This is a genomic window from Streptococcus sp. 9.1 (assembly GCF_016648815.1).
In the GTDB taxonomy this organism is placed as follows: Bacteria; Bacillota; Bacilli; order Lactobacillales; family Streptococcaceae; genus Streptococcus; species Streptococcus salivarius_E.
On sequence record NZ_JACLQS010000001.1, the window covers coordinates 97,343 to 120,362 of the forward strand.

The window sequence follows — 23,020 nt, forward strand, 5'->3', positions numbered from 1 at the left end:
CCATGATTCTTCAGTGACCTCCGCTAAAGCCACCTGGTTGCCCACCACCTTGGGGACCACCCCTACCAGGCATTGAGTTTTCAATCTTAGTTTGTTTTTCACCATTGATAGTAATGTCACCACCGGTATAGGTCGCTGAACCGTCAAAGTCAAAGCCAGATTGACCGGTTAAGTTAATCGTTCCACCCGTAACGGTAATATCACCATTTGAATCAATTGGGTCTGTGTCACCTTGACCAACCTCGACATTAAGAGTTCCACCTGTCATCTTGAAGAAAATCTCACTTTGACTGGCATTACTATTAGCAGCATTGATACCGTCATCTGTCGCATAGACATCGATATTTCCGCCATTAATAGTCACAGATTTACCTTCAATACCTTCGGTTGATTTTTCGACTTTGTAAGTACCGCTATCAATAATCAGGTCACCAGAGGCATGAATACCATCGTCACCAGCCTTGATAGTCATGGTATTGTCAGAAAGATACATGGTACCTACTGAGGTGTCTTCATCGTTGTCGACCTTAACGGCATCTTCTTCGGCCTCAATGGTCATGGTTGTTCCTGTGATATTAAGTTCATCATTGACATTGAAGGCATCACCGACTGAAGTAATCTTGTAGGTACCGCTTGTTATATGAAGACTGTCGTTTGCTTTAATACCATTGTTTTTCTTGGCATCAATGTTTAAAGTACCTGACCCATTAATGGTCAAATCTCCCTTAGAGAAAATCACGGCATCCGCATCTTCATCACTATTAGAACTTGAATCAGAGAGGGTGCTAGTGGTTCCATCTTTAAGCGTTAAGTAGACATGCCCGGCTTTTGTAGCGTTGATTGGTGCCTTTGTATTTGTCATGGTAGCACCATCTAGAACAATATGGACATCATCTGAATCCCCAGCATCCACCTTGATTTGCACACCATCAGATTTTCCAGAAATGACGTAAGTCCCAGCTTTGGAGATGGTTACGGTTGAATCTGATACCGTTACGCCATCACCTGAAACATCCACAGATGAACCTGATAACTTAATCTTAGAGGCAGAACTTTCATCATAAGTTGTGTCTGAATCTTTTGAAGTAAAATAGTTGCTGTTGTTATTAGTCGTTTTCTTACTAGTTGTTGCGGTTACAGCACTTGTTTTTGATGTCGTGCTTGACGTCGTCCCCGTTGCTTGACTGTTTGATTGGCTACAAGCTGTCATGACTGTTAGGGCTGTCGCACAGGTTACTAAAGTCGTCCATTTTTTTAGTTTTTTTGATTTCATTTATTTTTCCTCTCGGATTCGTTTTGATGATTACAGTTTACGGAACTTCCCTAAAACATTTCTGAAGGTTAACTAAAACTTTTCTTAAGTTAAGTTTGGTGAAAGTTTGGCTTAGGCCTTCTTTCAGAAAAGTCCCATAGACTAATAGGCGAGCAAGTAAGTGCTATATAAAATAGTATATTTGCCCTCAACTTAATTTTCTACTACAAAAATAAAAGCCAAATCTTAAAGTGAAGGCTTTGTACCTTATCTAATTGAACTCGCCTACAACCCGGGGGAAAAGATAAGCCCTGCTTGGAGATAAACTCCTGCGACTGGTCCCCCCTATTTTCCTGAGAGTTGTTTTACGGCTTTGTATCTTATCTATAAAAGGAGTTTTTTCATGGTTAAACAATTGGAAACACGTTTTAAACGGATTGAAACAAAATATGTGGTCTCAAAGGAAAATCTTGAAGACCTGCTCACTGATCTTAAGGAGTATTTGGTAGAGGATGATTATCCGACATCTACCATTTCAAATATTTACTTTGATACGGATAATTTTGACGTCATCCAAGATGCCTTAGATGGTAATCACCGTCAAGAGAAAATCCGCATGCGTACCTACCTAGCCAATCCCAAAATTGATAGTAAGGTCTTTTTAGAGGTCAAAGCTAAAGATGAGGAGGGAATCGGTCATAAGTTTCGTCTCGTTTCAACACCCCTTGCCATCACTAACTTGATGACAGACGGTAAGAATCATAGCCAAATCACCGATCGTCAGCTGTTACAGGATATTCACCACTTACGTCAGCGTTATGATGAAGGTCTCAAACCTCGTATGTATATCTACTACGACCGTTTTTCAATGAAAGAAAAAGAGACTATCCAAGGCTATGCCTACAATAAAGTTCGTGTTACCCTTGACCAAAATCTAACTTACCGTGATGAAGACGTCAGTCTCTTCAAGGGAAATCATGGGTTTCCCCTTCTTGATGAAGATACGATTATCATGGAAATCAAGGCACCTGGCAAAAAGCCAGAATGGCTTCAAGCTATCTTAGACAAACATGGTTTGGAAGAGCAGAAATTCTCAAAATATAGCTGTGCCTATCATAAGTCTCAAGGTCTAGACTACGGGCCACATCCTGTTCAAGAAAAAGGAGGTGCTGCCTATGTCTAATCTCTTCAATTCTATCTTTAATGATGCAACCGCAACTGCAAGTCCCCTTCAACTCATGCTGGCCTTACTGGTCAGCCTTGTTTTAGGCTTAGCCTTGACCTGGACTTATAAATACCGGACCCTCTACACCAGAGAATTTGTCATTAGTTTGACCCTACTGCCATGCTTGATGACCCTAGTTATCTTCCTTGTCAATGGTAGTTTGGGGACCTCTATCGCCGTGGCGGGGACCTTTAGTCTCATTCGTTTTCGTTCTGCTACCAGCGGTTCCAGAGAGCTAATCGCCGTCTTTATGGCCATGATTATCGGTCTGGCATCTGGCACAGGCTATTTGCTACTGGCCGTCCTCTTCACCACCTTTCTATTAGCTGTTTGGCTCCTTTTGGAAAATCGTCAAAGTCGTACCGACAACCAACGTCGTAGACTCCTGACCATTAACGTCTCCTACCAAGGCTCGATTGATCAAAAAATCACTAAAACCTTGCTCAATTTCACCAGCGAATGTGACTTGATTTCCCTTAACACCACGGGTGGGGGCGAGACCATGCAGCTGGTCTACGAAGTGGACTTGAATCCCCAAGTAGATGACTTCCAATTGACTAACCACCTTATCTCAAGTATTGAAAATTGTGACCTTGCCCTAACCAAAAAAGCTAAAAAGAAAAAGAATTTGTAAGACAAAATCTCCTAGAAACAAGCTCTGATATGAGCTTGTTTTCTTTTTTATCAAAATCAAGCAAACAAAAAAAGCCATCCACTCTCTTGGACGACTCTAATATTACTCAGTAGGTTGTGATTCTTTCCATGCCTCTAATTCAGAGTAACTTTTAATGGGATAATCTGTCTTTTTCCCATCTTTAACCGCATAAACCGTCAAATCTTCACCACCTGCTGGAGCTAACCAATGAAGTGTTGCATTAAGCCACTCCTTCGCACTGACAGACTCCGGACGAGGATAGATACTGTAAGGCACATCTCCATATATTTTATTCCAAAAATCAGGATAATCCGTAAAAAGATTTAATGCTTTTGCATTATCATCATTTCCTTTTTCCCCATCAGACTCAAGATGAGTTATACTATCTGAAACAAACAAATTATAAGATTCTGCGATATTGTTTAAAGAAGCAGATCTAATAACATTAGAATAATACCCATCATTATATGCACTAAGCTTGCTATCAGATTGATTATAGAAAGTTTTCAATTCTTCTGGTAAAGCTTCAACTTTCCCATTTGATAAATCAACTCCAACATACTCATCAATTGTGTAATGAACATCATCCTTAACCAAGGCAATAATGGCTAGGTCCTTCCCTTCATAGGTTAAATAATCAAAGACTTTCCAGATTTTAGCATCTTTTTTATAAGCCTCTGTTGCCTTATAAAGGTCATATTCCTTACGCTTAAAGTTATCATTGAGGTCAAGGGTGACTAAGATATATTCAGAGCCATCAGTCTTTTGAACCGTAACATCTTTTCCCTTATAGGATACAAATCTGAGATCAACGATATAATTTTGAGTAACATGTGCCTTTGAAGGGGCCAGGACAAATTGATTTTTATCTCCAAAAACTACAGGTTTACTATCTTTTAACGAATCTTCAGTTATATCATACGCAACCTTTGAAGAATGCTCCTTTGAGTGATTAGCTTTTGATTGATGAGAGCTAATATAATAAGTCAGGAAGCAAGCCACAGTTAATAAAATCGTACTAATCGCTATCAACTTTCCCTTACCTTTTCGCCTAAGAATAAACTTCCCCATAACTACCTTTACCTCTTTTTTCCTACATACAGATATAATACCCATTATAACACGACTGTGACTCCTTCTTTTGAATATGAGAGGGACAAAATCATTAAATTTCCTCTAGCAAAAAAGCCTAAATCACTTCAGGCTTTTCGTTTTAGTCTCAATCGGTTGAGATAATCCTTAATAATCCGTTACTTCTTTTCGGTCATGGACATTGCTTTGTTTGCCTTGACGGGCTTTAAGTACGGCTTCAACGTCTTCAGGGCTGACCCCTGTTTCAACGAGCATGACTGCTAGGTGATAGAGGACGTCTGCTGTCTCGTTGGCAATTTCTTCTTTATCAGCATTTTTGGCTCCGATCACAACTTCTGTTGCTTCTTCGCCAACCTTTTTAAGAATCTTGTCTAGCCCCTTGTCAAAAAGGTAATTGGTATAAGATCCTTCTTTGGGATTTTTTTTACGATCTAAGGCTTCCTTATAAAGTGTTTCTAACATAGCTACTCCTATCTATCTTGATTGTCATCATATATATCTGTAAAGAAACAGCTGTAGGCTCCTGTATGACAGGCTGCTCCTTCTTGTTCCACAGCGATAAGCAGGGTGTCCTGATCGCAATCTGTCTTGATGCTTTTGACATGTTGGAAATGACCAGATGTGGCTCCCTTATGCCAAAGCTCATTTCTAGAACGGCTCCAGTAATGCATTTGTTTGGTCTCAAGGGTCAACTGATAGGACAGCTCATTCATATAGGCCAACATGAGCACCTGCCCCGTCTTGTAATCTGTCACAATGACTGGTACCAATCCGCCTTGTTTGTCAAAATCAAGTTTAACCTCTGTCATTGTCTCACCTCAATTCCTGCATTTGCCAAGACTTGTTTGGTTTCGCCTATATTCACCTCACCAAAGTGGAAGATAGAGGCTGCCAGAGCACCCGTTGCTGTTGTCTTTTCAAAGACCTCTACAATGTCCTCAATATTTCCTGCACCACCAGAGGCAATGATCGGAACATCGACGACTTCCGCTACACGATTGAGCATTTCCAAATCAAAACCAGACTTAGTGCCGTCCTTGTCCATGCTGGTTAAGAGAATTTCTCCAGCCCCCAAGGCGACGACTTCTTGAGCCCATTGGATGAGGTCTCTACCTGTATCCTTACGGCCTCCCGCCACAAAGACATGCCAGCTCCCATCAGCCATCTTTTTGGCATCAATCGCAGCCACTACACACTGATTCCCAAATTTTTGAGCACAATCAGCGATTAGTTGTGGATTGGCAAGGGCTGAGGAATTGACGGCAACCTTGTCAGCGCCGGCTTTGAGCATCTTGTTCATGTCTTCAACTGAACGGATACCACCACCAACTGTGAAGGGGATATAGACCTGATCGGCAACACGACGCACCATGTCAACCGTTGTTTCACGATTGTCTGAAGTCGCTGTGATATCCAAGAAAACAAGTTCATCACAACCAGCTTCATAATAGGCACGCGCAGAATCAACAGGGTCTCCAACGTCTGTCAAATTCACAAAATTAACTCCCTTGACAACACGACCATCCTTGACATCCAAACAAGGAATAATACGTTTTTTAAGCATCTTAACCTCCGAAAGACTTGAGTTGGTCTAATGTGATATTGCCGTTATAGTAGGCTTTACCGACAATGGTTCCTGACACACCAATCTCTTCTAGGTGATCTAAGTCGGCTACTTCTGCAATCCCACCGGAAGCGATGACTTTGGCGGTTGTGAGTTCAGATACCAAACGTTTGTAGTGATCAAGATTGGGTCCTGTCAGTGTGCCATCTCGATCAACATCAGTATAGACAAAGAGGGTTACGCCCATCTTTTCCATTTCCTTGGCCAAGGTAATATAGTCCACATTGCTGGTTTCCAACCAGCCTTCAGTAGCGACAAACCCTGCCTTGGCATCAATACCTACGACAATTTTATCAGCACCAAATTCCTCTAAAGCTGCTCTAACGAAGTCAGGATTTTTAACGGCCATTGAACCGATAATGATACGGTCGATGCCAACTGCCAAATAATCACGAATCTGCTCCAAGGTACGGATACCACCACCAACTTCGATGCCAAGTCCAGAAACCTTCTTGACCTCTGCAATCAAGTCACGGTTAGTGGCACGACCATCAAGGGCACCATCCAAGTCGACAACGTGAATAAATTGAATGCCCGCATTCTTAAAGGTCTTTGCCTGCTCAATAACATCTGGATTAACAACGGTTTGTTGGTTGAAGTCTCCTTTAAAGAGGCGAACAGCCTGTCCATCCTTAATATCAATTGCTGGTAGAATTTGCATCTCCCCTACCATCCTTTCTAAGTGAAAAACTTTGCTCTCAAGAGCTTTTAGGCTTTGCATAAACCTACAAATTGTTCAATAATACCTAAACCAATATCACCTGATTTTTCGGGATGAAATTGAGCTCCATAAACATTGTCTTTATGAATCATGGCTGGCACCTCGATACTATAATCTGCGGTAACATCAATATATTGGCTAGGAACATCCGTGAAATAACTGTGAACGAAGTAGACAGCTTGGCCGTCTAAACCATCTGTCAAAGGGCTGGCTTGCTTAACAGCCAAATCATTCCACCCCATATGTGGGACAGGTTGCTCCTTGCTGGCTGGAATAGCACGGCAAACACCTGGAATAAAGCCGAGACCATTTGTTTCCTCATGTTCCAGTCCTTTTTCCGTTAAAATTTGCATGCCTAAGCAGATTCCTAAAAGTGGAACTCCCTTTGCTACGGCCTCTTTGATAACAGCTACCAAGCCTCTTCGCTCAAGCTCTGCCATGGCTGTTGGATAAGCACCCACACCAGGTAAAATCAAACCATCTGCAGCTAGGATTTTTTCTTTATCAGCAGACAATTCTGCAGTCACACCAATCTTTTCAAGGGCACGCAGAACATTTGCAGTATTCCCCGCATCGTAATCAATGACGATAATCATAGCATCCCCTTTGTCGAGTTTACACCGTGAATGTCAGGATTGATTGTGATGGCTTCACGCAAGGCACGTCCTGTAGCCTTGAAAAGACTTTCTGACTTGTGGTGATTATTTTTTCCGTGGAGAATCTTGAGGTGGAGATTCATCTGAACATTGAAGGCCAAGGCTTGGAAAAATTCTTCTACCAGTTCTGTGTCAAAATTACCCAATTTGGGATTATCAAAACTAGCATCAAAGACCAAGAAGCTACGTCCAGACAAGTCTAAACTTGCCATTCCGAGGGTTTCATCCATAGGTACAAAAGCCATTCCATAACGGTTGATTCCTGCTTTATCGCCCAAGGCCTCTTTAAGAGCTTGACCAAGGACAATACCGACATCTTCAACGGTGTGGTGACTATCAACCCAAAGGTCGCCATCAGCCTTCACCACCAAAGACATACGGCCGTGACGGGCAAACAAGGTCAACATGTGGTCAAAAAATCCGACACCTGTTTGAATATCTACTGGTTCTTGAGCATCCAAATTGAGGCTTAACTTAATTTTGGTTTCAAAGGTATTACGTTCAATTTCTGCTTGTCTCATAACTTCTTCCTCTACTCTCTCAATTATTGTCGTTTCTGACTTCAATAGCCTTAGCGTGGGCCTGCAAACCTTCCGCGTAAGCCAAGGTTGTGATATCGTGTTGAGCCTTATTGACTGATGCTTTGTCATACTGCGTATATTGGATACGTTTGACAAAATCATGCACACCTAAAGCTGATGAAAATCGGCTGGTTGCTGTCGTTGGAAGAACGTGATTAGCACCAGCATAGTAGTCACCAATTGGTTCACTGGTAAAGTGACCAAGAAAGACGGAACCAGCATTCTCCACTTTTTCTAGATAATCATAGGCCTTGTTCATAGCAATTTCCAAATGTTCTGGCGCAACCAAGTTCATGAGTTCAAACATAGCATCTGTATCATTGGCAATAATAATTCGACCGTTATTTTCGATAGATGGACGAGCAATCGCCTCACGTGGCAAAAGCTTGAGTTGACGTTCAATCTCACTTTCAACTGCATCAGCCAAGGCTTGAGAATCTGTTACCAAAATGGCGCGTGCACGTGTATCGTGCTCTGCTTGAGACAAGAGATCGGCTGCCACATAGGTTGGATTAGCGCTACTATCAGCAATAACACCGATTTCTGATGGTCCTGCAATCATATCAATACCGACAATACCGTAAACTTGCTTCTTAGCAGTCGCCACGAAAATATTTCCGGGACCTGTAATCTTGTCAACCTTTGGAATCGTTTCTGTACCAAAAGCCAAGGCCGCAACCCCTTGAGCCCCACCAACTTGATAAATGCTATCCACACCAGCCAATTTTGCAGCTACCAGGATAGCAGGAACAAAGTGTTCTTGTGGCGGCGTAATCATAATAATCTCTTTAACCCCAGCAATTTTAGCAGGGATGACATTCATAAGAACTGATGATGGATAAGCCGCAGTTCCTCCAGGCACATAAACACCTACACGATTGATGGGACGAATCAATTGACCACGAATAACACCCTCACTTGGTTGATCCTCAAAACCAGCCTCCAACTGATGCTTGTGGTAAGATTCAATGTTTTCTTTGGCATTAACTAGGGCTTGGTAAACCTCTGGATCAATCTCTTTAAAGGCTTGATCAATCAAATCCTGTCCAACCTCAAAATCAGTCAAGTCAACCTTATCAAATTTAGCTGAATAGTCACGAAGGGCCTCGTCTCCTCGTTTTTTGACATCCTCAATAATGGCTTGAACCGTGCTTTCAACGTCTCTATTTTCTTTTGAAAGTTCCAATTGCTCCTGATAAAGAAGCTCAGCAATTTCTTTATTTGTTCCAGTTAATCGTTTCATTCGAACGGTACCTCCTCGTTCCCTACAAGTGATTCAATCTTACGAATGAATGGCAGGACTTCCTTGTTATTTTTCAAAGAAGCCTTATTCACAATCATTCGTGCTGAAATACGGCAAATATCTTCATAAACTTTTAGGCCATTTGCAACAAGGGTATTCCCCGTTTCCACAATATCGACAATGGCATCTGCTAGACCAATGACGGGGGCAATCTCAACGCTCCCTTGAATCGAAATGATCTCGACATCCTCACCCTTTTGATTAAAATAATCCGTCGCAATGGTTGGATACTTGGTCGCAATACGTTTACGCTTATGGTCATCAGGATTATAGTCTTCTGTTGATGCTACGGAGAATTTACAAAGACCAAAATTAAGGTCTAACATCTCTAAATAGCCTGTCGGATGTTCGACCAAAACATCCTTACCGACAATCCCAATATCTGCGACACCGTGTCTAACATAGGTAGTCACGTCTGGAGCTTTGACCAAGAGAAAACGGAAGCGGTTGTCAGGACTCTCGAAAATCAAATTACGTCCCTTATCGGCCATGAAAGACATATCAAAGCCAGCTTTTTCCAGTAATTTAACCGTATCTTTCTCAATACGTCCCTTGGTCAAGGCAATTGTGATTTGATTGCTAGTCATCCAAGTCACCTCCAAATTCCACATCGTCATGTACTGCTTGATAAACTGAGTCGATATCAATGGCCCAGCCAACCGCTGTTAACTCGGTAGCTCCAAAGCGTTCAAATAGTTTATCGTAACGGCCACCTGATACAAAGGCATCTGGTACCTTGTCACCGAAGACCTTAAACATCATGCCCGTGTAGTAAGGCACTGCTGGCAATTGAGCCAAATCAAGCGTCGTCTCTGGGAGACTATCTGATAAACGATTAGTTAAAACTTCCAAACTATCCAAGGCCGTCAAAAAGGCTTCACTGTCTGTTAACTGTCTAGCCTTGGTCAGGACAGCATTTGTCTCACCAAACAAGAAGGGTAACTGCTCCAAGACCTTGTCATATTGACTTGGATTTTCTTTGGTGAACTCCTTAAGACCGGTAATCGATTTATCACGGATATAGGCCGCCAACTCTGCTTCTTTTACAGCTGGAAGGTTTAATTCTTCAAAAATGAGTTGTAGGAGGCGGGCATGTGAAAATTCAAACTTGAAATTTTTGACCCCTGCAGCATCTAGAGCCTCTTTAGCAGAAGCTATTGCTTCTTCCAATGCCTGATGAACTGGAAAACCAATGATTTCCACACCAGCCTGCGTATGCTCATTGGACAAGCCACGCATCTCCTCATTGTAGTTAAAGACTTTTCCAGAGTAAGAAAATTTAATCGGAGTATGAACTTGAGTCGAAGCAATCACACGCCCAATTTGGCTGGTAATATCAGGACGTAAACTAACAAGCTCTCCATTTTTGTCAAAGAAATTATAGTTTCCATTGTCCACAAGATCACTAAAGACTTCGAAATGCTCTAAGGTTGGTGTCTCAATCCGAAGAAAGCCCTTTGTCATCAACAAGTCACAGATACGGTGTTCAATCCGATACATGGTACGGGCACGTTTGAAAAGTTTATCGTGCATTCCTAAGGCTAATGCCGTTTTTTTCATGCTTGTAACTCCTGTATTGTCATTAGTACGCGCTCCATCTCATCCTGAGTTCCAATAGAGATGCGTAGTCTGTCTGAAATACGCTCCACTTTTGGAAAATAACGGACATAGATTTTCTTACTTTGAAGGTAGTCAAACAATTGACCTGCAGTCACTCCGTGTGGTTTAACCAAAACAAAATTGGTTTTCGAAGGAAGAACATCAAAGCCAATAGCCTTCAATTCTTGACTAAACCAGTCGCGTGTAGCCATAATCTTAGCGCAGGTATCCTCATAATAATCCCAAGACTTAACGGCTGCAGTCGCCAAAACTTCTGCGATGCTATCCACATTATAGGGATTGACTGAATTTTTGACGGCATTGATTACAGCCATTAGTTTAGGACTTCCGATGCCATAGCCGACACGCAGACCAGCAAGGGAGGCATCCTTAGAAAAGGTCCTAGTGATAAACACATTGTCATACTTTTCTAGGAGTGGTAAGGCCGTCTCCCCACCAAAGTTAATATAGGCTTCGTCAATAATCACAACAACCGACTGGTTAGCCTTTACAATCTCCTCAATTTGATCGAGCGGTTTATAAATACCTGTTGGCGCATTAGGATTGGTAATAACAATCCCACCATTTTCAACCAGATAATCTTGAGTATCAACGTCAAATGAAGAACTCAAGGGCACTTCTCTAAAAGGGATGTGGTACAAATCTGCCCAAACCTTGTAGAAACCATAGGTCAAATCTGGAAACAAAACTTCTTCCTCGCTATTAAAGAAAGCTAGGAAAGCCATTGACAGGATATCGTCTGAGCCATTTCCGATAATCACTTTATCGGCAGGCACACCCAACTGTTCAGACAAAGCCTGACGTAAAGCTGCTTGATCCAAAGTCGAATACTTGCGTAACTGATAGACATCAAAGGATGCTAAAGCTTGATGGACTGCTGGACTTGGTCCATAGGCATTTTCATTAGTATTCAACTTAATGATATTTTTCTCAGCAGGCTGACTACCCGCTACATAGGGTTCAATCTTTCGTAATCCTTTGATTTCCATAGTTTATCCTTTCTGTTCAACTCCGACCAATTGTACTACTAGCTACAAATGCTAAAAGCAAGGGTAACAAAAAACGCCCTCACAAAAACAACTTTTGCAAGGACGTTGGCACGTGGTTCCACCTTAATTCGAACAGGGGTCGCCCCCTCTTCCTCATGAAGTCACAAAATCTCTCTTGTAACTCCTAGTCTCTAACGGAACCACCCGTCGTACACTACTGTCATCCAGAGTTCGCATACGCTCTCAAGAATGTGTCGTCTTTGATCTCATGCGTTCTCAGCTTCCCGCATTCTCTGTGAAACGATCTGACTTTTTCTATCAACGATTTAGATTTTAGTTCATTTTACCTAAAAATTCAGAACAAAGCAAGTCTTTTTTGTATATTTTTATAAAAACTTGAATTCCTTGTATATTTAATAGCCAAAACAAACTGCTGTGAAATTGAGTTCAAATAAATAAAAAGTTGATGCGGTATCTTTTTACAAACCAAGTGGATCCCTAAAGAGACTTCTGACTGTGATAGCTTAACTGGAAACCACTATTTTTTCAAGTACTTTCATCACTACAGAAGATCTCGTTCTATCTAAATTCCTATCACAAAAAATCTTGCTCAGTTATTTTTTATGACAATTTCTTTGGACTATTTCCCAAATTGAAATCATTTCTTCATATTATAATTTGTATATTTATCCTAAATAATTTTTCAAAGCAAGACAAAAAGCCTGAAGCACAGCTCCAAGCTCTCATTGTTAAGCCAGTCTTTTAGGTCTGATAAATCCCGTTAGGAGACTCAAACAAAGTAGTCCAGCTGCCACATACCAATAGGGCATATCCACGCTAGTCGTACGGCCTGAGACTTCAACAATACCTTTAACTAAACAAGCACTAGCGACAACAGCAATGGCTGAATTAAAGAGAAGTTTTGAGGCACGATTCTTCACCCAAGACATTCCCAGTCCAGTAAGTAGATAAATAAATGCTCCAGCCAATGGTGCAAAGAACATCATGCGCATAAACATGGATGATTCACCATAAGAAAAGCGCTCATAAACAAAGGTAAAGACTAGACTAAAAATGGTTAGTCCGATGTAGGTGAAAAAGTGTTTGCTGGCTGATTTTTTAGTAACCGATGTAAACAATATCGCTCACCGCCCTTTCTGAAATTTTGTTTCCGTTTGTGGTTGGCTTATTAATGACCTGACCATTGAAGTACATGGTAGATGAGCCACCACCGTCAAGGTTGTAGGCTGTCGTCACGCCATAAGATTTCATCAACTCTGCCATTTCATAAAGAGTCAATCCTGACGACTCACTGGTACGACCATCAGAGACAATGACAATATAGTGCACACTGCCGTCACTTTCTTCGATAACTCCGATGGCTGTACGTGGATTGTCAGCCATGGCTTGACCAACCTCTTCATTTTCTGATACAGCTACCTTACCATTTTCAACCAAGGTTGGACCAAAGGCAAAGGTATTCACCACACCTGAATCAACCAATTTTTGAACCGTTGTATCGCTTTCCTTAAAGGTCTTGAAGCTACCATCTGAGTAAACGGCAAGGTCCTCGTAATCACTGTTTCGATCAGTATCACGATAGACTTGACCATTTTTAATCACATAACCCGACTGATTAGCGCCATAATAGTCACCATTGATGGCAAAGATTGCATTGTTTTGCTGGGCAATACTTGAAGTAGTGTCAGTGATGTTGGTCCCATAGGTATTTTGTGCCAAAGCCGTTTTAAGGTAATCTGCACTCGAAAGCTGGATATCTGCCACATAGTAAGTGGTATCACTGGTTTTACCTGTTGTGATTTTGATATCCATATTGTCATCTTTATAAGTCGTATCCGTCTTAGTCACCTTACCAGTGCTAGTAGATGCCGTCGACGACGCTGTGGTTGAACTAGTCGTATTGGCCGAAACCGTTGAGACCGCTGAGGGAATGACAAAGACCTTTAAGAGAGAGTAAACATTTGCCCCCATCAGAAAAAGGGTAAAGAGTAAGGCATAGGCATGCCTTTTGAGAAATTTCATAGAAGACCTCCAATTTTGAAAGATAAGATAGAAACCATAAGTTCCTTTTGCTTGACATTAGCATAACAAGCAAAGCTTAAAATCTTCTATAATTCCCACAACAACGCCTTTTCTTTAAGTTTTCCTTAAGAAAAAGACAGCTTCAGTTGAAGCCATCTTCGCTATATAATCATATCTTCAGTAATATCAAATTCTCTCAAGAGCCCCTGAATCTTATCAAAGTTCAGACGGAAATGCTCTAATTTATGACCATCAGAGCCGATAGAATACTTGCAACATCCCAAATCCTTAACAAGCCCCAAGGCATAACGATAAAGATCTTCGTGATGATAGAGATACATACTCTTTGCATTCAGCTCAAAAGCCAAATCATTAGCCATCATTTTCTGGAAAATACGTTTAAGCTGCTCCTCATAGGCTTTTAGTTCATCAACAGTCACCTCAAACAGGCGGAAACCATAGTCAAAGTGAGCCAGAACATCTGCGTCTACACGACCAATAGCGTACTCCAACTTGTCCAGATACTCTTGAATAATGCTTGCCTTGTCCATATCAGCTACCTCATCATCAAGATAATCATTGACCCCATTATGGTGAACAGAAAGCAGTTTGAGATCATAGTCCTTACCATCCAAAAAGTCTAAAATATCGCTTTCTCTAGGCTGGTAATAACCAATCTCGATGCCACGTTTAATACGATTGCCATACTTGAGGTTAAGACTTTCGATTTCGTGACTATAAGCCTCGTACTCGGGCACATCGTCCTGTTTGGTATAAGGATTAGAGAGATCATAATGCTCAGTCGTTACAATCTCCCCATCAAAATGTGTCAAATAGTCAGTAAAGTTCGCATCCGAATCATAGGAATGATGGGTATGCAAATGGTTATCACGAATAGACATAACTACTCCTTATTTTTCAAATACATTGTAAGCTGCTTATGGGCCAACCAGGTCAAACTCACCACCAACCCCTCATAAATAATAAAGAAAATCACAAAACATTGAAGGAAATACTCTTCTGGTAAAACGTTGATAATCGGATCCAAGATTGGATTAAAGAGCCAACTGCTATCTCCAGGAAAGAGGGCTTCATGAAAGAGCGTAAAAAACTCATCAAATCCGAGAAAAACTCCCACAACCCCAATAAGGATTGGTAAAACAGCTAAACTCATATAAAGCCTACGATAAAGACCAAAGGTGCCCTTCTTCACATTTCGCCAAAGAAAGGTCACAGCTGGATAAGCCAGTAGAATAACAAGCCCCTGTACCAAATGAAAGAGCCACTTCACATCATGAAAATGCTTTAGCCCACTCTCCGACGATGGAAAATCAGCCATAGTCAGATGACCAACCCAAGGAAAGGTCAAGTACTGCATGAGGACATTGAAATTATGCCAAAGCTCCGTCTTTCCGATAATGACATAGTCCATAAGATGCATCCAGTCAATATCAAAATAATAGAATCCCCATGCCAGATAAATTGTCACCAGAATAGACAAGGCCAAGAGCCAAATCGGAGTCAGAACAGCATTAATCCTAGTTCGCATCAAAATCCCACTCCGCTAGACTAGAAAGTACATGGTCGGGTTTTACTGGTAAATTCGCAACCTCTTCCGCCTTGGTAAATCCAGTTGTCACAAGAAGTGTTGGAAAGTCATTTTTAATACCAGCTGTAATATCAGTCAAGTAATTGTCACCAACCACGATAGTTTGGCTACGTTCTGTCCCAAGGATTTCAAGAGCCTTGTTCATGATAATAGCTTTAGGCTTACCAATAATGATTGGTTTCACACGGGTAGCCGCCTCAATAAGGGCCAAGAGGGAACCAGCACCTGGAAGAAGACCACGTTCAGTTGGGATATTCAAATCTGGGTTAGTTCCAATAAATATGGCCCCTTTGTGGATGGCAAGCGTTGCTTTAACCAACATTTCATAAGTGACTTCACGGTCCAAGCCCACCACAACATAGGCAGGATTTTCCTCATCTACCGTATATCCCGCTTCCGCAATTGCAGATTTAAGCCCAGTCTCACCGATAACATAAACCGTCTTGCCACGATTCATATCGTTCATGTAGTCAACTGTCGCCAAAGTAGCTGTATAGATGGTCTCAAGGGGCGTTTCCAACTCACACTGATTACGCAAAAGCTCTTGCACCATCTCTGGTGTACGCATACTGTTATTAGTCACAAAAAGATAGGGAATCTGACGCTTCTGCAACTCCTTAACGAAGGCTTCTCCCTCAGGAATACGATCCTTCCCCTTGTAGATAGTTCCATCTAAATCAATCAAATAACCTTTATATGTCATCTTACTCGTCTCCTATTTCTTTCCATTGGATAATGGCCTGAGCATGAATATTGCCATCAACACAAATCTGATGTTGACTGCTCAAACTTTCTTGGTCAAACTCATAGCCTGAATAAATCTCTGACCCATGATGAATTTCCTTAACATACTTGAGGTCAATATGGGCTGGTGTGTACTTGGTCAAAAAGTCCAAATCGAAAACATCCAACATCCACTCCAAGTACTTGCTATTATTAACGTGGCCATTCATGTCTAGGTCAAAATAACGCACACGATATAAAGTCTCAATTGGATTTTCCAAAGCCTTATAGCGAGGCCCTCTAAGCAACTTTTTAGTCTTATCAGCCCCATAAGGTGCTACCACCTCATCTGGCACTTCTGCTACCTTACGCGTTTCATAATCCATGAGAGCAAAAGTAGTCTTAAAGAGCATAATTTGCTGACCAGTTTCATCTGTGATGTAAAAATTACGGTAACAGAAAATCTTATTATAGGAAATAGCTTCCGTTGTAATCGTCACCTTTTCATTGTAGCGAGGCAGACGGTCAATCTCAATCGCATAGTCTGTCACAATCCAAACCAGACCGTACTTATCAAAAACTTCCTTATCCGTATTTCCCAGAGACTCTGACTGCATACCAGATACTTGCAATGAAAACGCCAATAAGTGCGGTAATTTTACCTGATGCGTGATATCCGTCTCATAAAACGGAATTTGATAAGGAATACTAAATTTTAATCCCATCTAATCCTCCAAGATAAATTGTTCAGCGACACTATCACCCAAAAAGAGTCCTCGTTTAGTCATACGAACCACCTCTGGATCCTTGACCAAGAGCCCATCTTCCTGTAGTTTTTTTACAATGTCTCCATAAGTATCCGCGAATGACAAGCCAAACTTCTCTTCAAAACGTTTAATAGACACACCCGACTTTTTACGCAAACCAAGGAAGAACTCCTCTTCCATCATCTCCGCCTTAGTCAGATGTTCTTCGTGAAGTCTAGCATGGCCATCCTCAGCTATAGCCTTTAGGTAATGCTGGATAGGGCCTCTATTGCGATAACGAACACCATTGACATAACCAGAGGCTCCAGCACCCACACCATAATACTCATCATTATTCCAATACATGAGATTGTGACGACTCTCCATCCCAGGTTTGGTAAAGTTTGAAATCTCGTAGTGCTCAAAACCATTGTTTTCCAACTCTTGGATAATATAGTCAAACATCTCTGCTTCCAAGTCCTCCGTTGGGAGATTGAGCTTACCTCGACGCATCTTATTCATAAAGACCGTGTGATGTTCCAATATCAAACTATAGAGACTTAGGTGTGGAATATCCAGTTCCAGTGCCTTTCTCACATTTTCCTTGACCTGATCCATGGTTTGACCAGGTAGTGCATAAATGAGGTCAATAGAAATATTATGAAAACCAGCAGCCTTTAAGCTATCAATACTTTCGTAAATCTGTGCCTGATTGTGACTGCGACCAATTTGACGCAAGTGCTTGTCATCAAAGGTCTGAACCCCTAAAGATACGCGATTAACAGCTGATTTTTTGAGCACCTCAATCTTATCAACCGTCAAATCCCCAGGATTGGCCTCAATGGTAAACTCCTCCAACTTAGACAAATCCAAGTTTTTCTGAAGATTGCTTAAAAGGTAGTCCAATTGCTCCGCAGAAATAGCTGTCGGTGTCCCACCACCAATATAAAGGGTGCGAAGCTCCTTGATATCTAAAAGCTCCCACTCACGAATCAAAGCCCGTAGGTAGTCATCAACGGGCTGATTTTTAATAAAGACCTTGGAAAAGTCACAATAATAACAAATTTGTGTGCAAAATGGAATGTGCACATAGGCTGACGTTGGTTTTGTTTGCATGTAACTATTCTACCATTTTTTAAGCAGAAATGAGACCTCGAATGATAAGAGTTTGAGCCAAAAAAGAAGCCATCTCTTCAGATAGCTTCTATACTTTATTTTGTTAATGAGAATGGGAAAGCATTATAGTTGCTATAATCAAAGGTTGGTCCCAAGTCAGAGATAAATTGAACTGGCGTGTAAGTTCCATTTTCAAGAATAAAGCCAGGCTTAGCTTGGAAACCAGCTCCCCCTATTCCTGTAATCCCAGGAAGCAAGGTAGAAAAATCGCCACCCTCCCAAACGTAGAGATTACCAGAAATTTGAACAGCTGTTGCAGTTGTAGAGCTTTGACGATAGGGTTCGTAATCGACATTGAAATTTGCCTTTGAAGTGATGTTGCCATCAGCATCAACTGTAAAACTAATGTCTGTTGCTTGAGGACTCGTACCAGTCCAAGTTCCTACCAAAGCTGCTGGGACAGGAGCATCACTTTGGGTATCAGCTGTTGCTTGACTAGACTTGTTTGACTCAGAAGCAGCACTACTATTTGTCCCTGCTTGAGCATCATTTCCAGCTGAGGCTTGATTTTTTGAAGAGCTAGCTTCAGGAGCACTCGCTTCTTCTTGACCTTGAGAATCCTTTGAAGCTGAAGCTTCTGTCTTAGCCTTTTTAGCAGACTTCTTCTCAGATGTTTTTGTATTAGGAGATGACTTCGCTACTTTAGAAGTTGACGTTGTAGATGATGCTGCAGTGTCTTTTTCTGACTTAGAGCCACATCCGACAAGTGCTCCAGAAACAGCTACAGACAACAAAACAAGGGAACAAACACGAATAACTTTTCTTTTCATTTTCATAAACCTCTTTTCTATATGTCTATTATATCTATTTTGTTACAAAATTCAAGTATTTTATGTAATTTTTGTAACAATTATGTAATTAATTGTATCACTGTCATAAGTTAATGTCGTATTTACAAGTAAAAAAAGCCCATCACTCCTAGAGGAATGTTAGACTCTTGACTATTATTTAAGTACTTCTTATCTTATCTGATAGAGATATTGTGATTAGCGAGTGTCTTCTCTTTCAAGATAACCTTTATAAGAGAGAAGGTTAAAGCTATCCTCTAAGAGAATAATGCGCTTACCACCATCTACAAGGACATAATAGTATGACTTGCTCGCATCGTGGTAGATGTCATTAACACTCTTAGCCTGAAAACCATGTGACTTAAGAGACTTCTGTATTTTAGCAAACTCTTTTTGCACCTTATCATTATCTACACTGCCTGATTGATCCACCAGATATTCTTTTAAAGGCTTAGCAATTAAGATATCTTTACCATCAGAATCTGTAGTAACAACCCCATTTTCAGAGATAGTCCCTTCTCCTTCTGAATCATCATCGGAATCAAATTTTTTCCATTGCCCAACAAAAACTTTTGGAACCGCTGCCTTATGAAAAAGACATGTCTTTTTTAAATCTTTGGTACTTCTTGATCCGTAGTAGAGGTCTGATAAGAATAAATCTAGAACTAAGTTTGTCCCATCTTTCTGAATCAGATTATAGTATCCAAACACTTTCGTCTTTACCAGGATGATCTCTTTTGTCTGTAATTGGTATTTCTTGTCAAAATCAGCAATCGTTTTTAGTTTTGAATCACTGACGTCCTCTAAGCTTGTTTCAAACTTCTGTCTTACTTTCTGTCCAATAGAGATTTCTTTGATTTCTTCTTCCCTATGGCCTGCAACAAGTTTTGACTTTTTCCCACTTAACTCATAAACCAAACCAGCATTATTACCATTTACCCACAAGCCACCCAAGTTTGTTCCTTTAGAAGAAAACAAAAAGAGGACAAGACTTGTTGCTACAACAAGAAATAAAGCAATCCCAAGACCAATAAAAGTCTTCTTGCCAAACTTTTTCTTCTTAACAAAGACCATTTGCTGTGAATAAGCTGGGTTGACCATTTGACCAGTCATTTGATTTGGTAAAGGCATGACTTCTTCAGTCACAGACTTTCCATTGTTGGAAAAAGTGGCTTGTTTTCCTTCCATAACAAATTCACCATTTAGAAGGGCCTGCTGACACTCCTGAATAGTGGGCTTACGATTATTAATCGCTTCAAAATATTCAATCCATTCTTTTCTATTCATCATCTCTCCTAACAGTTCTTAACAGAAAAATCTATCACTAATTTGGAAGTGATAGATTTTCCAATTATTTAAGCACTTCTTGTGTCTTAGCGTAGTTAGCTTCGACAGCGTCTTTTTCAGCTTTCCACCAGTCTTGGTGATCTGTGTACCACTTGATTGTTTCTTCCAAACCTGCTTCAAAGTTTGTGAATTGTGGTTCCCAACCAAGTTCTTCACGCAATTTTGTTGAATCAATAGCGTAACGCAAATCGTGACCAGCACGGTCTGTCACACGGTCGTAAGCGTCTTTGGGTTGACCCATTTTTTCAAGGATAAGCTCAAGCACTTCCTTGTTGTTCTTTTCACCATCAGCACCAATCAAGTAAGTTTCACCGATACGGCCCTTAGTAAGGATAGCCCAAACACCAGTTGAGTGGTCGTTAGTGTGAATCCAGTCACGGACGTTTTTACCTTCACCATAAAGTTTTGGTTTAATCCCTGACAAGATGTTGGTGATTTGACGTGGAATGAATTTTTCGATGTGTTGGTATGGTCCATAGTTGTTTGAGCAGTTTGAAATAGTTGCCTTAACACCAAATGAACGCACCCATGCTTTAACGATAAGGTCTGAAGCAGCCTTAGTTGATGAGTATGGTGATGATGGGTTGTATTTTGTTTCTGCTGTGAATTTTTCACCAGGACCTTCACCGTGTCCAGGAAGATCTTCGCGCAATGGAAGGTCACCATACACTTCGTCTGTTGATACGTGGTGGAAACGAATATCGTATTTACGAGCAGCTTCCAAGAGTGTGTAAGTACCAATGAAGTTTGTGTGGATAAATGGTGATGGGTCGTTCAATGAATTATCGTTGTGGCTTTCAGCCGCATAGTGAACGATAGCATCAGCCTTAGCAGCCAATTTATCAACCAATTCAGCATCAGCAATATCACCAACAACCAATTCAACACGGTCACCAAGGATTTCTTCAATGTTGGCACGGTTACCAGCGTAAGTGAGTTTGTCAAGGACAGTCACATGTACGTCTGGATGATTGTTGTAGACATAGTGTACGAAGTTTGAACCGATGAAACCTGCGCCACCAGTTACGATGATGTTTTTGTATTCAGTCATTTTATCTCCAAAAAATATTGTTTTTTTCTTAATCGTTCCTTAAATCAATCTTTTTTAGCTTTCCTTAGGTGAGCACGGACGTCAGCGAACTTCGAAGAAGTTCCATGACTAAGTTTTGAGCCTATTGTCTCAAAACCTCCGAGCACCTGAAACACAATGGTTCAGGTGCTTTTCTCACGGCGGAAAGCTATTCATATAGCTCGCTTCGCTCGTTTATAACAAAGCTAAAAACTATATAATGATTTTCTTAATTGTTTTAAGAGCTATATTCTTACAAATCTTCTGCTCTTAGTGGTTTAACGTCTTTGAGCAATGGGTGATTTTTATCTGCTTCTGAGACTTCTGCTTCTTCCAAGTTTTCCCACTTGATATCAAGGCTTGGGTCAGCATAGTTGACAAAGGCGTATTTAGGTTTCAGCTCAAGTGCCCAGTAGTCGTTCACAAGATAGCTGTATGCGACCTTATCAGACAAAACTTGGAAACCATTGGCAACACCACGAGGAACAAAGATTCCTTTTGAGGCATCAATGACTGTTTGGTAAGTATTCCCAAACGTTTCGCCTTCACGAAGGTCAACCCATGTTCCAAGAACCTTTCCTTCACCTGCTACTGAGATGTATTTATCCCAAGGCTCAGCGTGCAAACCACGTAAAACATTTTTACGTGAGAAAGAAACGTTGTTTTGCAATTTTCCTTCTGCAAAGAATGATTCTGGAAAACCAAGCGGCAACATTTTTTCCTTTTGGAAGTTTTCCTTGAACCATCCACGGTTATCTCCATGTACTGGAATATCAAATTCAAGTAAACCTGGGATGGCTTCAATCTTACGTGCAGCTAATTCTTTACCAAAAAATTGTTCAGTCATTATGCTTCTCCAATCAAACGGAGCAAATATTGCCCGTATTCATTCTTCTTAAGTGGTTGTGCCAATTCGAGGACCTGCTCTTTAGTAATGTAGCCCATGCGATAGGCAATTTCCTCGAGGTTAGCCACTTGAACATTTTGCAAACGTTGAACTGTTTCAATGTACTGAGCAGCTTGCAAGAGACTTTCGTGAGTGCCTGTATCCAACCAAGCAAAGCCACGTCCCATAAGTTCAACAGAAAGGTCACCACGTTCTAAGTAAGCCTTGTTAACATCCGTGATTTCAAGTTCGCCACGAGGGCTTGGCTTGATGTTTTTGGCAATTTCCACAACATCATTGTCATAGAAATAAAGACCAGTTACAGCAAAGTTTGATTTTGGATGCTCAGGTTTTTCCTCAATTGAGATGGCATTCATATTGTCGTCAAACTCAACAACTCCAAAACGTTCTGGGTCCTTAACTTGATAACCAAAGACTGTGGCACCTTTTTCCTTAGCTTCAGCACGTTGAAGCATGGCAGAAAGACCATTGCCATGGAAAATGTTGTCCCCGAGGACAAGGGCAACACTATCGTCACCAATGAAGTCTTCACCAATGATAAAGGCTTGAGCCAATCCATCTGGACTTGGTTGTACTGCATAAGAAAGTGAAATTCCGAACTCAGAACCATCACCAAGGAGCTCTTCAAAACGTGGAAGGTCCTGTGGCGTTGAGATGATGAGGATTTCCTTAATACCAGCCAACATAAGCGTTGAGAGTGGATAGTAAATCATTGGTTTATCGTAAATCGGCATCAGTTGTTTTGATGCAGCACGTGTCAATGGATACAAACGTGTCCCTGAACCGCCTGCAAGAATAATACCTTTCATAAGAAGGCTCCTTTTTTCTCTAATATATTACCTATATTTTAGCATTTTTCAGCCCTCTTGTCACGGTAAACCTTATGTTCTTAAG

General features: G+C 41.1%; 26 protein-coding genes. 2 read left to right on the forward strand and 24 right to left on the reverse strand.

What is annotated here, in order from left to right; all coding sequences use genetic code 11:
* Window positions 1-10: 10 nt before the first annotated feature.
* Window positions 11-1,273, reverse strand: coding sequence for a carbohydrate-binding domain-containing protein (locus H7T93_RS00400; RefSeq protein WP_201041562.1), 1,263 nt, complete (start codon window positions 1,271-1,273; stop codon window positions 11-13).
* Window positions 1,274-1,655: 382 nt separating this feature from the next.
* Here H7T93_RS00400 and H7T93_RS00405 point away from each other — a divergent pair, with 382 nt between their 5' ends.
* Complete coding sequence (locus H7T93_RS00405) at window positions 1,656-2,435, forward strand: polyphosphate polymerase domain-containing protein (protein WP_201041563.1); 780 nt, start codon at window positions 1,656-1,658, stop codon at window positions 2,433-2,435.
* Window positions 2,428-3,111 (forward strand): DUF4956 domain-containing protein, encoded by a 684-nt coding sequence (locus H7T93_RS00410; RefSeq protein WP_201041564.1) that lies wholly within the window; start codon window positions 2,428-2,430, stop codon window positions 3,109-3,111. The genes H7T93_RS00405 and H7T93_RS00410 overlap by 8 nt, the downstream gene beginning before the upstream one ends.
* Window positions 3,112-3,213: 102 nt before the next feature.
* On the opposite strand, the gene H7T93_RS00415 is transcribed toward H7T93_RS00410, so the two are convergent.
* The 23 genes from H7T93_RS00415 to rfbA all read right to left on the reverse strand — a co-directional run bounded on the left by H7T93_RS00415 (window position 3,214) and on the right by rfbA (window position 22,935).
* Window positions 3,214-4,203, reverse strand: coding sequence for a hypothetical protein (locus H7T93_RS00415; RefSeq protein ID WP_201041565.1), 990 nt, complete (start codon window positions 4,201-4,203; stop codon window positions 3,214-3,216).
* Between the two features lie 168 nt (window positions 4,204-4,371).
* Entirely contained in the window at window positions 4,372-4,686 is a 315-nt protein-coding gene (gene hisE / locus H7T93_RS00420) for a phosphoribosyl-ATP diphosphatase (RefSeq protein WP_002884043.1), read from the reverse strand.
* Window positions 4,687-4,694: 8 nt separating this feature from the next.
* Window positions 4,695-5,033, reverse strand: a complete 339-nt coding sequence (gene hisI / locus H7T93_RS00425) for a phosphoribosyl-AMP cyclohydrolase (RefSeq protein ID WP_004182677.1) — start codon at window positions 5,031-5,033, stop codon at window positions 4,695-4,697.
* Complete coding sequence (hisF, locus tag H7T93_RS00430) at window positions 5,030-5,788, reverse strand: imidazole glycerol phosphate synthase subunit HisF (protein ID WP_064524677.1); 759 nt, start codon at window positions 5,786-5,788, stop codon at window positions 5,030-5,032. The genes hisI and hisF overlap by 4 nt, the downstream gene beginning before the upstream one ends.
* Window position 5,789: 1 nt before the next feature.
* A complete protein-coding gene (gene hisA / locus H7T93_RS00435) occupies window positions 5,790-6,509 on the reverse strand; it encodes a 1-(5-phosphoribosyl)-5-[(5-phosphoribosylamino)methylideneamino]imidazole-4-carboxamide isomerase (protein WP_201041566.1) in 720 nt (239 codons plus the stop codon).
* Window positions 6,510-6,556: 47 nt separating this feature from the next.
* On the reverse strand, window positions 6,557-7,165 hold the full coding sequence (gene hisH / locus H7T93_RS00440) for an imidazole glycerol phosphate synthase subunit HisH (protein ID WP_021144331.1): 609 nt from the start codon (window positions 7,163-7,165) through the stop codon (window positions 6,557-6,559).
* Window positions 7,162-7,746 (reverse strand): imidazoleglycerol-phosphate dehydratase HisB, encoded by a 585-nt coding sequence (gene hisB / locus H7T93_RS00445; RefSeq protein ID WP_201041567.1) that lies wholly within the window; start codon window positions 7,744-7,746, stop codon window positions 7,162-7,164. The genes hisH and hisB overlap by 4 nt, the downstream gene beginning before the upstream one ends.
* Window positions 7,747-7,765: 19 nt before the next feature.
* A complete protein-coding gene (gene hisD / locus H7T93_RS00450; protein ID WP_021144332.1) occupies window positions 7,766-9,049 on the reverse strand; it encodes a histidinol dehydrogenase in 1,284 nt (427 codons plus the stop codon).
* Window positions 9,046-9,696: an ATP phosphoribosyltransferase gene (gene hisG / locus H7T93_RS00455; protein WP_021144333.1), complete on the reverse strand. Its 651-nt coding sequence runs from the start codon at window positions 9,694-9,696 to the stop codon at window positions 9,046-9,048. Before hisG ends, hisD begins: the two co-directional genes overlap by 4 nt.
* Complete coding sequence (locus tag H7T93_RS00460; protein WP_201041568.1) at window positions 9,689-10,669, reverse strand: ATP phosphoribosyltransferase regulatory subunit; 981 nt, start codon at window positions 10,667-10,669, stop codon at window positions 9,689-9,691. The genes hisG and H7T93_RS00460 overlap by 8 nt, the downstream gene beginning before the upstream one ends.
* Window positions 10,666-11,718, reverse strand: coding sequence for a histidinol-phosphate transaminase (gene hisC / locus H7T93_RS00465; protein WP_021144335.1), 1,053 nt, complete (start codon window positions 11,716-11,718; stop codon window positions 10,666-10,668). The genes H7T93_RS00460 and hisC overlap by 4 nt, the downstream gene beginning before the upstream one ends.
* Window positions 11,719-12,467: 749 nt before the next feature.
* Window positions 12,468-12,857 (reverse strand): hypothetical protein, encoded by a 390-nt coding sequence (locus H7T93_RS00470; protein WP_037610984.1) that lies wholly within the window; start codon window positions 12,855-12,857, stop codon window positions 12,468-12,470.
* Window positions 12,838-13,761 (reverse strand): phosphodiester glycosidase family protein, encoded by a 924-nt coding sequence (locus tag H7T93_RS00475; RefSeq protein ID WP_070476364.1) that lies wholly within the window; start codon window positions 13,759-13,761, stop codon window positions 12,838-12,840. The genes H7T93_RS00470 and H7T93_RS00475 overlap by 20 nt, the downstream gene beginning before the upstream one ends.
* A 161-nt stretch (window positions 13,762-13,922) precedes the next feature.
* Window positions 13,923-14,657, reverse strand: coding sequence for a PHP domain-containing protein (locus H7T93_RS00480; RefSeq protein ID WP_070476562.1), 735 nt, complete (start codon window positions 14,655-14,657; stop codon window positions 13,923-13,925).
* A gap of 8 nt (window positions 14,658-14,665) precedes the next feature.
* The gene (locus H7T93_RS00485; RefSeq protein ID WP_070476367.1) at window positions 14,666-15,310 is read right to left on the reverse strand and encodes a TIGR01906 family membrane protein; all 645 of its coding nucleotides are present in this window, start codon (window positions 15,308-15,310) and stop codon (window positions 14,666-14,668) included.
* Entirely contained in the window at window positions 15,300-16,073 is a 774-nt protein-coding gene (locus H7T93_RS00490; RefSeq protein ID WP_021145568.1) for a TIGR01457 family HAD-type hydrolase, read from the reverse strand. The genes H7T93_RS00485 and H7T93_RS00490 overlap by 11 nt, the downstream gene beginning before the upstream one ends.
* Before the next feature lies 1 nt (window position 16,074).
* On the reverse strand, window positions 16,075-16,818 hold the full coding sequence (locus H7T93_RS00495; RefSeq protein ID WP_070476369.1) for an acyl-ACP thioesterase domain-containing protein: 744 nt from the start codon (window positions 16,816-16,818) through the stop codon (window positions 16,075-16,077).
* Window positions 16,819-17,955: a radical SAM family heme chaperone HemW gene (gene hemW, locus H7T93_RS00500; RefSeq protein WP_013990758.1), complete on the reverse strand. Its 1,137-nt coding sequence runs from the start codon at window positions 17,953-17,955 to the stop codon at window positions 16,819-16,821.
* A gap of 95 nt (window positions 17,956-18,050) precedes the next feature.
* Window positions 18,051-18,791 (reverse strand): hypothetical protein, encoded by a 741-nt coding sequence (locus H7T93_RS00505; RefSeq protein WP_070476371.1) that lies wholly within the window; start codon window positions 18,789-18,791, stop codon window positions 18,051-18,053.
* A gap of 210 nt (window positions 18,792-19,001) precedes the next feature.
* The gene (locus H7T93_RS00510) at window positions 19,002-20,090 is read right to left on the reverse strand and encodes a hypothetical protein (protein WP_201041569.1); all 1,089 of its coding nucleotides are present in this window, start codon (window positions 20,088-20,090) and stop codon (window positions 19,002-19,004) included.
* A gap of 64 nt (window positions 20,091-20,154) precedes the next feature.
* The gene (gene rfbB, locus H7T93_RS00515; RefSeq protein WP_070476375.1) at window positions 20,155-21,201 is read right to left on the reverse strand and encodes a dTDP-glucose 4,6-dehydratase; all 1,047 of its coding nucleotides are present in this window, start codon (window positions 21,199-21,201) and stop codon (window positions 20,155-20,157) included.
* A gap of 271 nt (window positions 21,202-21,472) precedes the next feature.
* Window positions 21,473-22,066: a dTDP-4-dehydrorhamnose 3,5-epimerase family protein gene (locus tag H7T93_RS00520; protein WP_195917799.1), complete on the reverse strand. Its 594-nt coding sequence runs from the start codon at window positions 22,064-22,066 to the stop codon at window positions 21,473-21,475.
* On the reverse strand, window positions 22,066-22,935 hold the full coding sequence (gene rfbA / locus H7T93_RS00525; RefSeq protein ID WP_002883992.1) for a glucose-1-phosphate thymidylyltransferase RfbA: 870 nt from the start codon (window positions 22,933-22,935) through the stop codon (window positions 22,066-22,068). Before rfbA ends, H7T93_RS00520 begins: the two co-directional genes overlap by 1 nt.
* Between the last annotated feature and the right edge of the window lie 85 nt (window positions 22,936-23,020).

Coding starts and splice junctions, on each gene's coding strand:
- H7T93_RS00400 (WP_201041562.1), bottom strand. CDS start 1,273: ATGAAATCAAAAAAACTAAAAAAATGGACGACTTTAGTAACCTGTGCG.
- H7T93_RS00405 (WP_201041563.1), top strand. CDS start 1,656: ATGGTTAAACAATTGGAAACACGTTTTAAACGGATTGAAACAAAATAT.
- H7T93_RS00410 (WP_201041564.1), top strand. CDS start 2,428: ATGTCTAATCTCTTCAATTCTATCTTTAATGATGCAACCGCAACTGCA.
- H7T93_RS00415 (WP_201041565.1), bottom strand. CDS start 4,203: ATGGGGAAGTTTATTCTTAGGCGAAAAGGTAAGGGAAAGTTGATAGCG.
- hisE (WP_002884043.1), bottom strand. CDS start 4,686: ATGTTAGAAACACTTTATAAGGAAGCCTTAGATCGTAAAAAAAATCCC.
- hisI (WP_004182677.1), bottom strand. CDS start 5,033: ATGACAGAGGTTAAACTTGATTTTGACAAACAAGGCGGATTGGTACCA.
- hisF (WP_064524677.1), bottom strand. CDS start 5,788: ATGCTTAAAAAACGTATTATTCCTTGTTTGGATGTCAAGGATGGTCGT.
- hisA (WP_201041566.1), bottom strand. CDS start 6,509: ATGCAAATTCTACCAGCAATTGATATTAAGGATGGACAGGCTGTTCGC.
- hisH (WP_021144331.1), bottom strand. CDS start 7,165: ATGATTATCGTCATTGATTACGATGCGGGGAATACTGCAAATGTTCTG.
- hisB (WP_201041567.1), bottom strand. CDS start 7,746: ATGAGACAAGCAGAAATTGAACGTAATACCTTTGAAACCAAAATTAAG.
- hisD (WP_021144332.1), bottom strand. CDS start 9,049: ATGAAACGATTAACTGGAACAAATAAAGAAATTGCTGAGCTTCTTTAT.
- hisG (WP_021144333.1), bottom strand. CDS start 9,696: ATGACTAGCAATCAAATCACAATTGCCTTGACCAAGGGACGTATTGAG.
- H7T93_RS00460 (WP_201041568.1), bottom strand. CDS start 10,669: ATGAAAAAAACGGCATTAGCCTTAGGAATGCACGATAAACTTTTCAAA.
- hisC (WP_021144335.1), bottom strand. CDS start 11,718: ATGGAAATCAAAGGATTACGAAAGATTGAACCCTATGTAGCGGGTAGT.
- H7T93_RS00475 (WP_070476364.1), bottom strand. CDS start 13,761: ATGAAATTTCTCAAAAGGCATGCCTATGCCTTACTCTTTACCCTTTTT.
- H7T93_RS00485 (WP_070476367.1), bottom strand. CDS start 15,310: ATGCGAACTAGGATTAATGCTGTTCTGACTCCGATTTGGCTCTTGGCC.
- H7T93_RS00490 (WP_021145568.1), bottom strand. CDS start 16,073: ATGACATATAAAGGTTATTTGATTGATTTAGATGGAACTATCTACAAG.
- H7T93_RS00495 (WP_070476369.1), bottom strand. CDS start 16,818: ATGGGATTAAAATTTAGTATTCCTTATCAAATTCCGTTTTATGAGACG.
- hemW (WP_013990758.1), bottom strand. CDS start 17,955: ATGCAAACAAAACCAACGTCAGCCTATGTGCACATTCCATTTTGCACA.
- H7T93_RS00505 (WP_070476371.1), bottom strand. CDS start 18,791: ATGAAAATGAAAAGAAAAGTTATTCGTGTTTGTTCCCTTGTTTTGTTG.
- H7T93_RS00510 (WP_201041569.1), bottom strand. CDS start 20,090: ATGAATAGAAAAGAATGGATTGAATATTTTGAAGCGATTAATAATCGT.
- rfbB (WP_070476375.1), bottom strand. CDS start 21,201: ATGACTGAATACAAAAACATCATCGTAACTGGTGGCGCAGGTTTCATC.
- H7T93_RS00520 (WP_195917799.1), bottom strand. CDS start 22,066: ATGACTGAACAATTTTTTGGTAAAGAATTAGCTGCACGTAAGATTGAA.
- rfbA (WP_002883992.1), bottom strand. CDS start 22,935: ATGAAAGGTATTATTCTTGCAGGCGGTTCAGGGACACGTTTGTATCCA.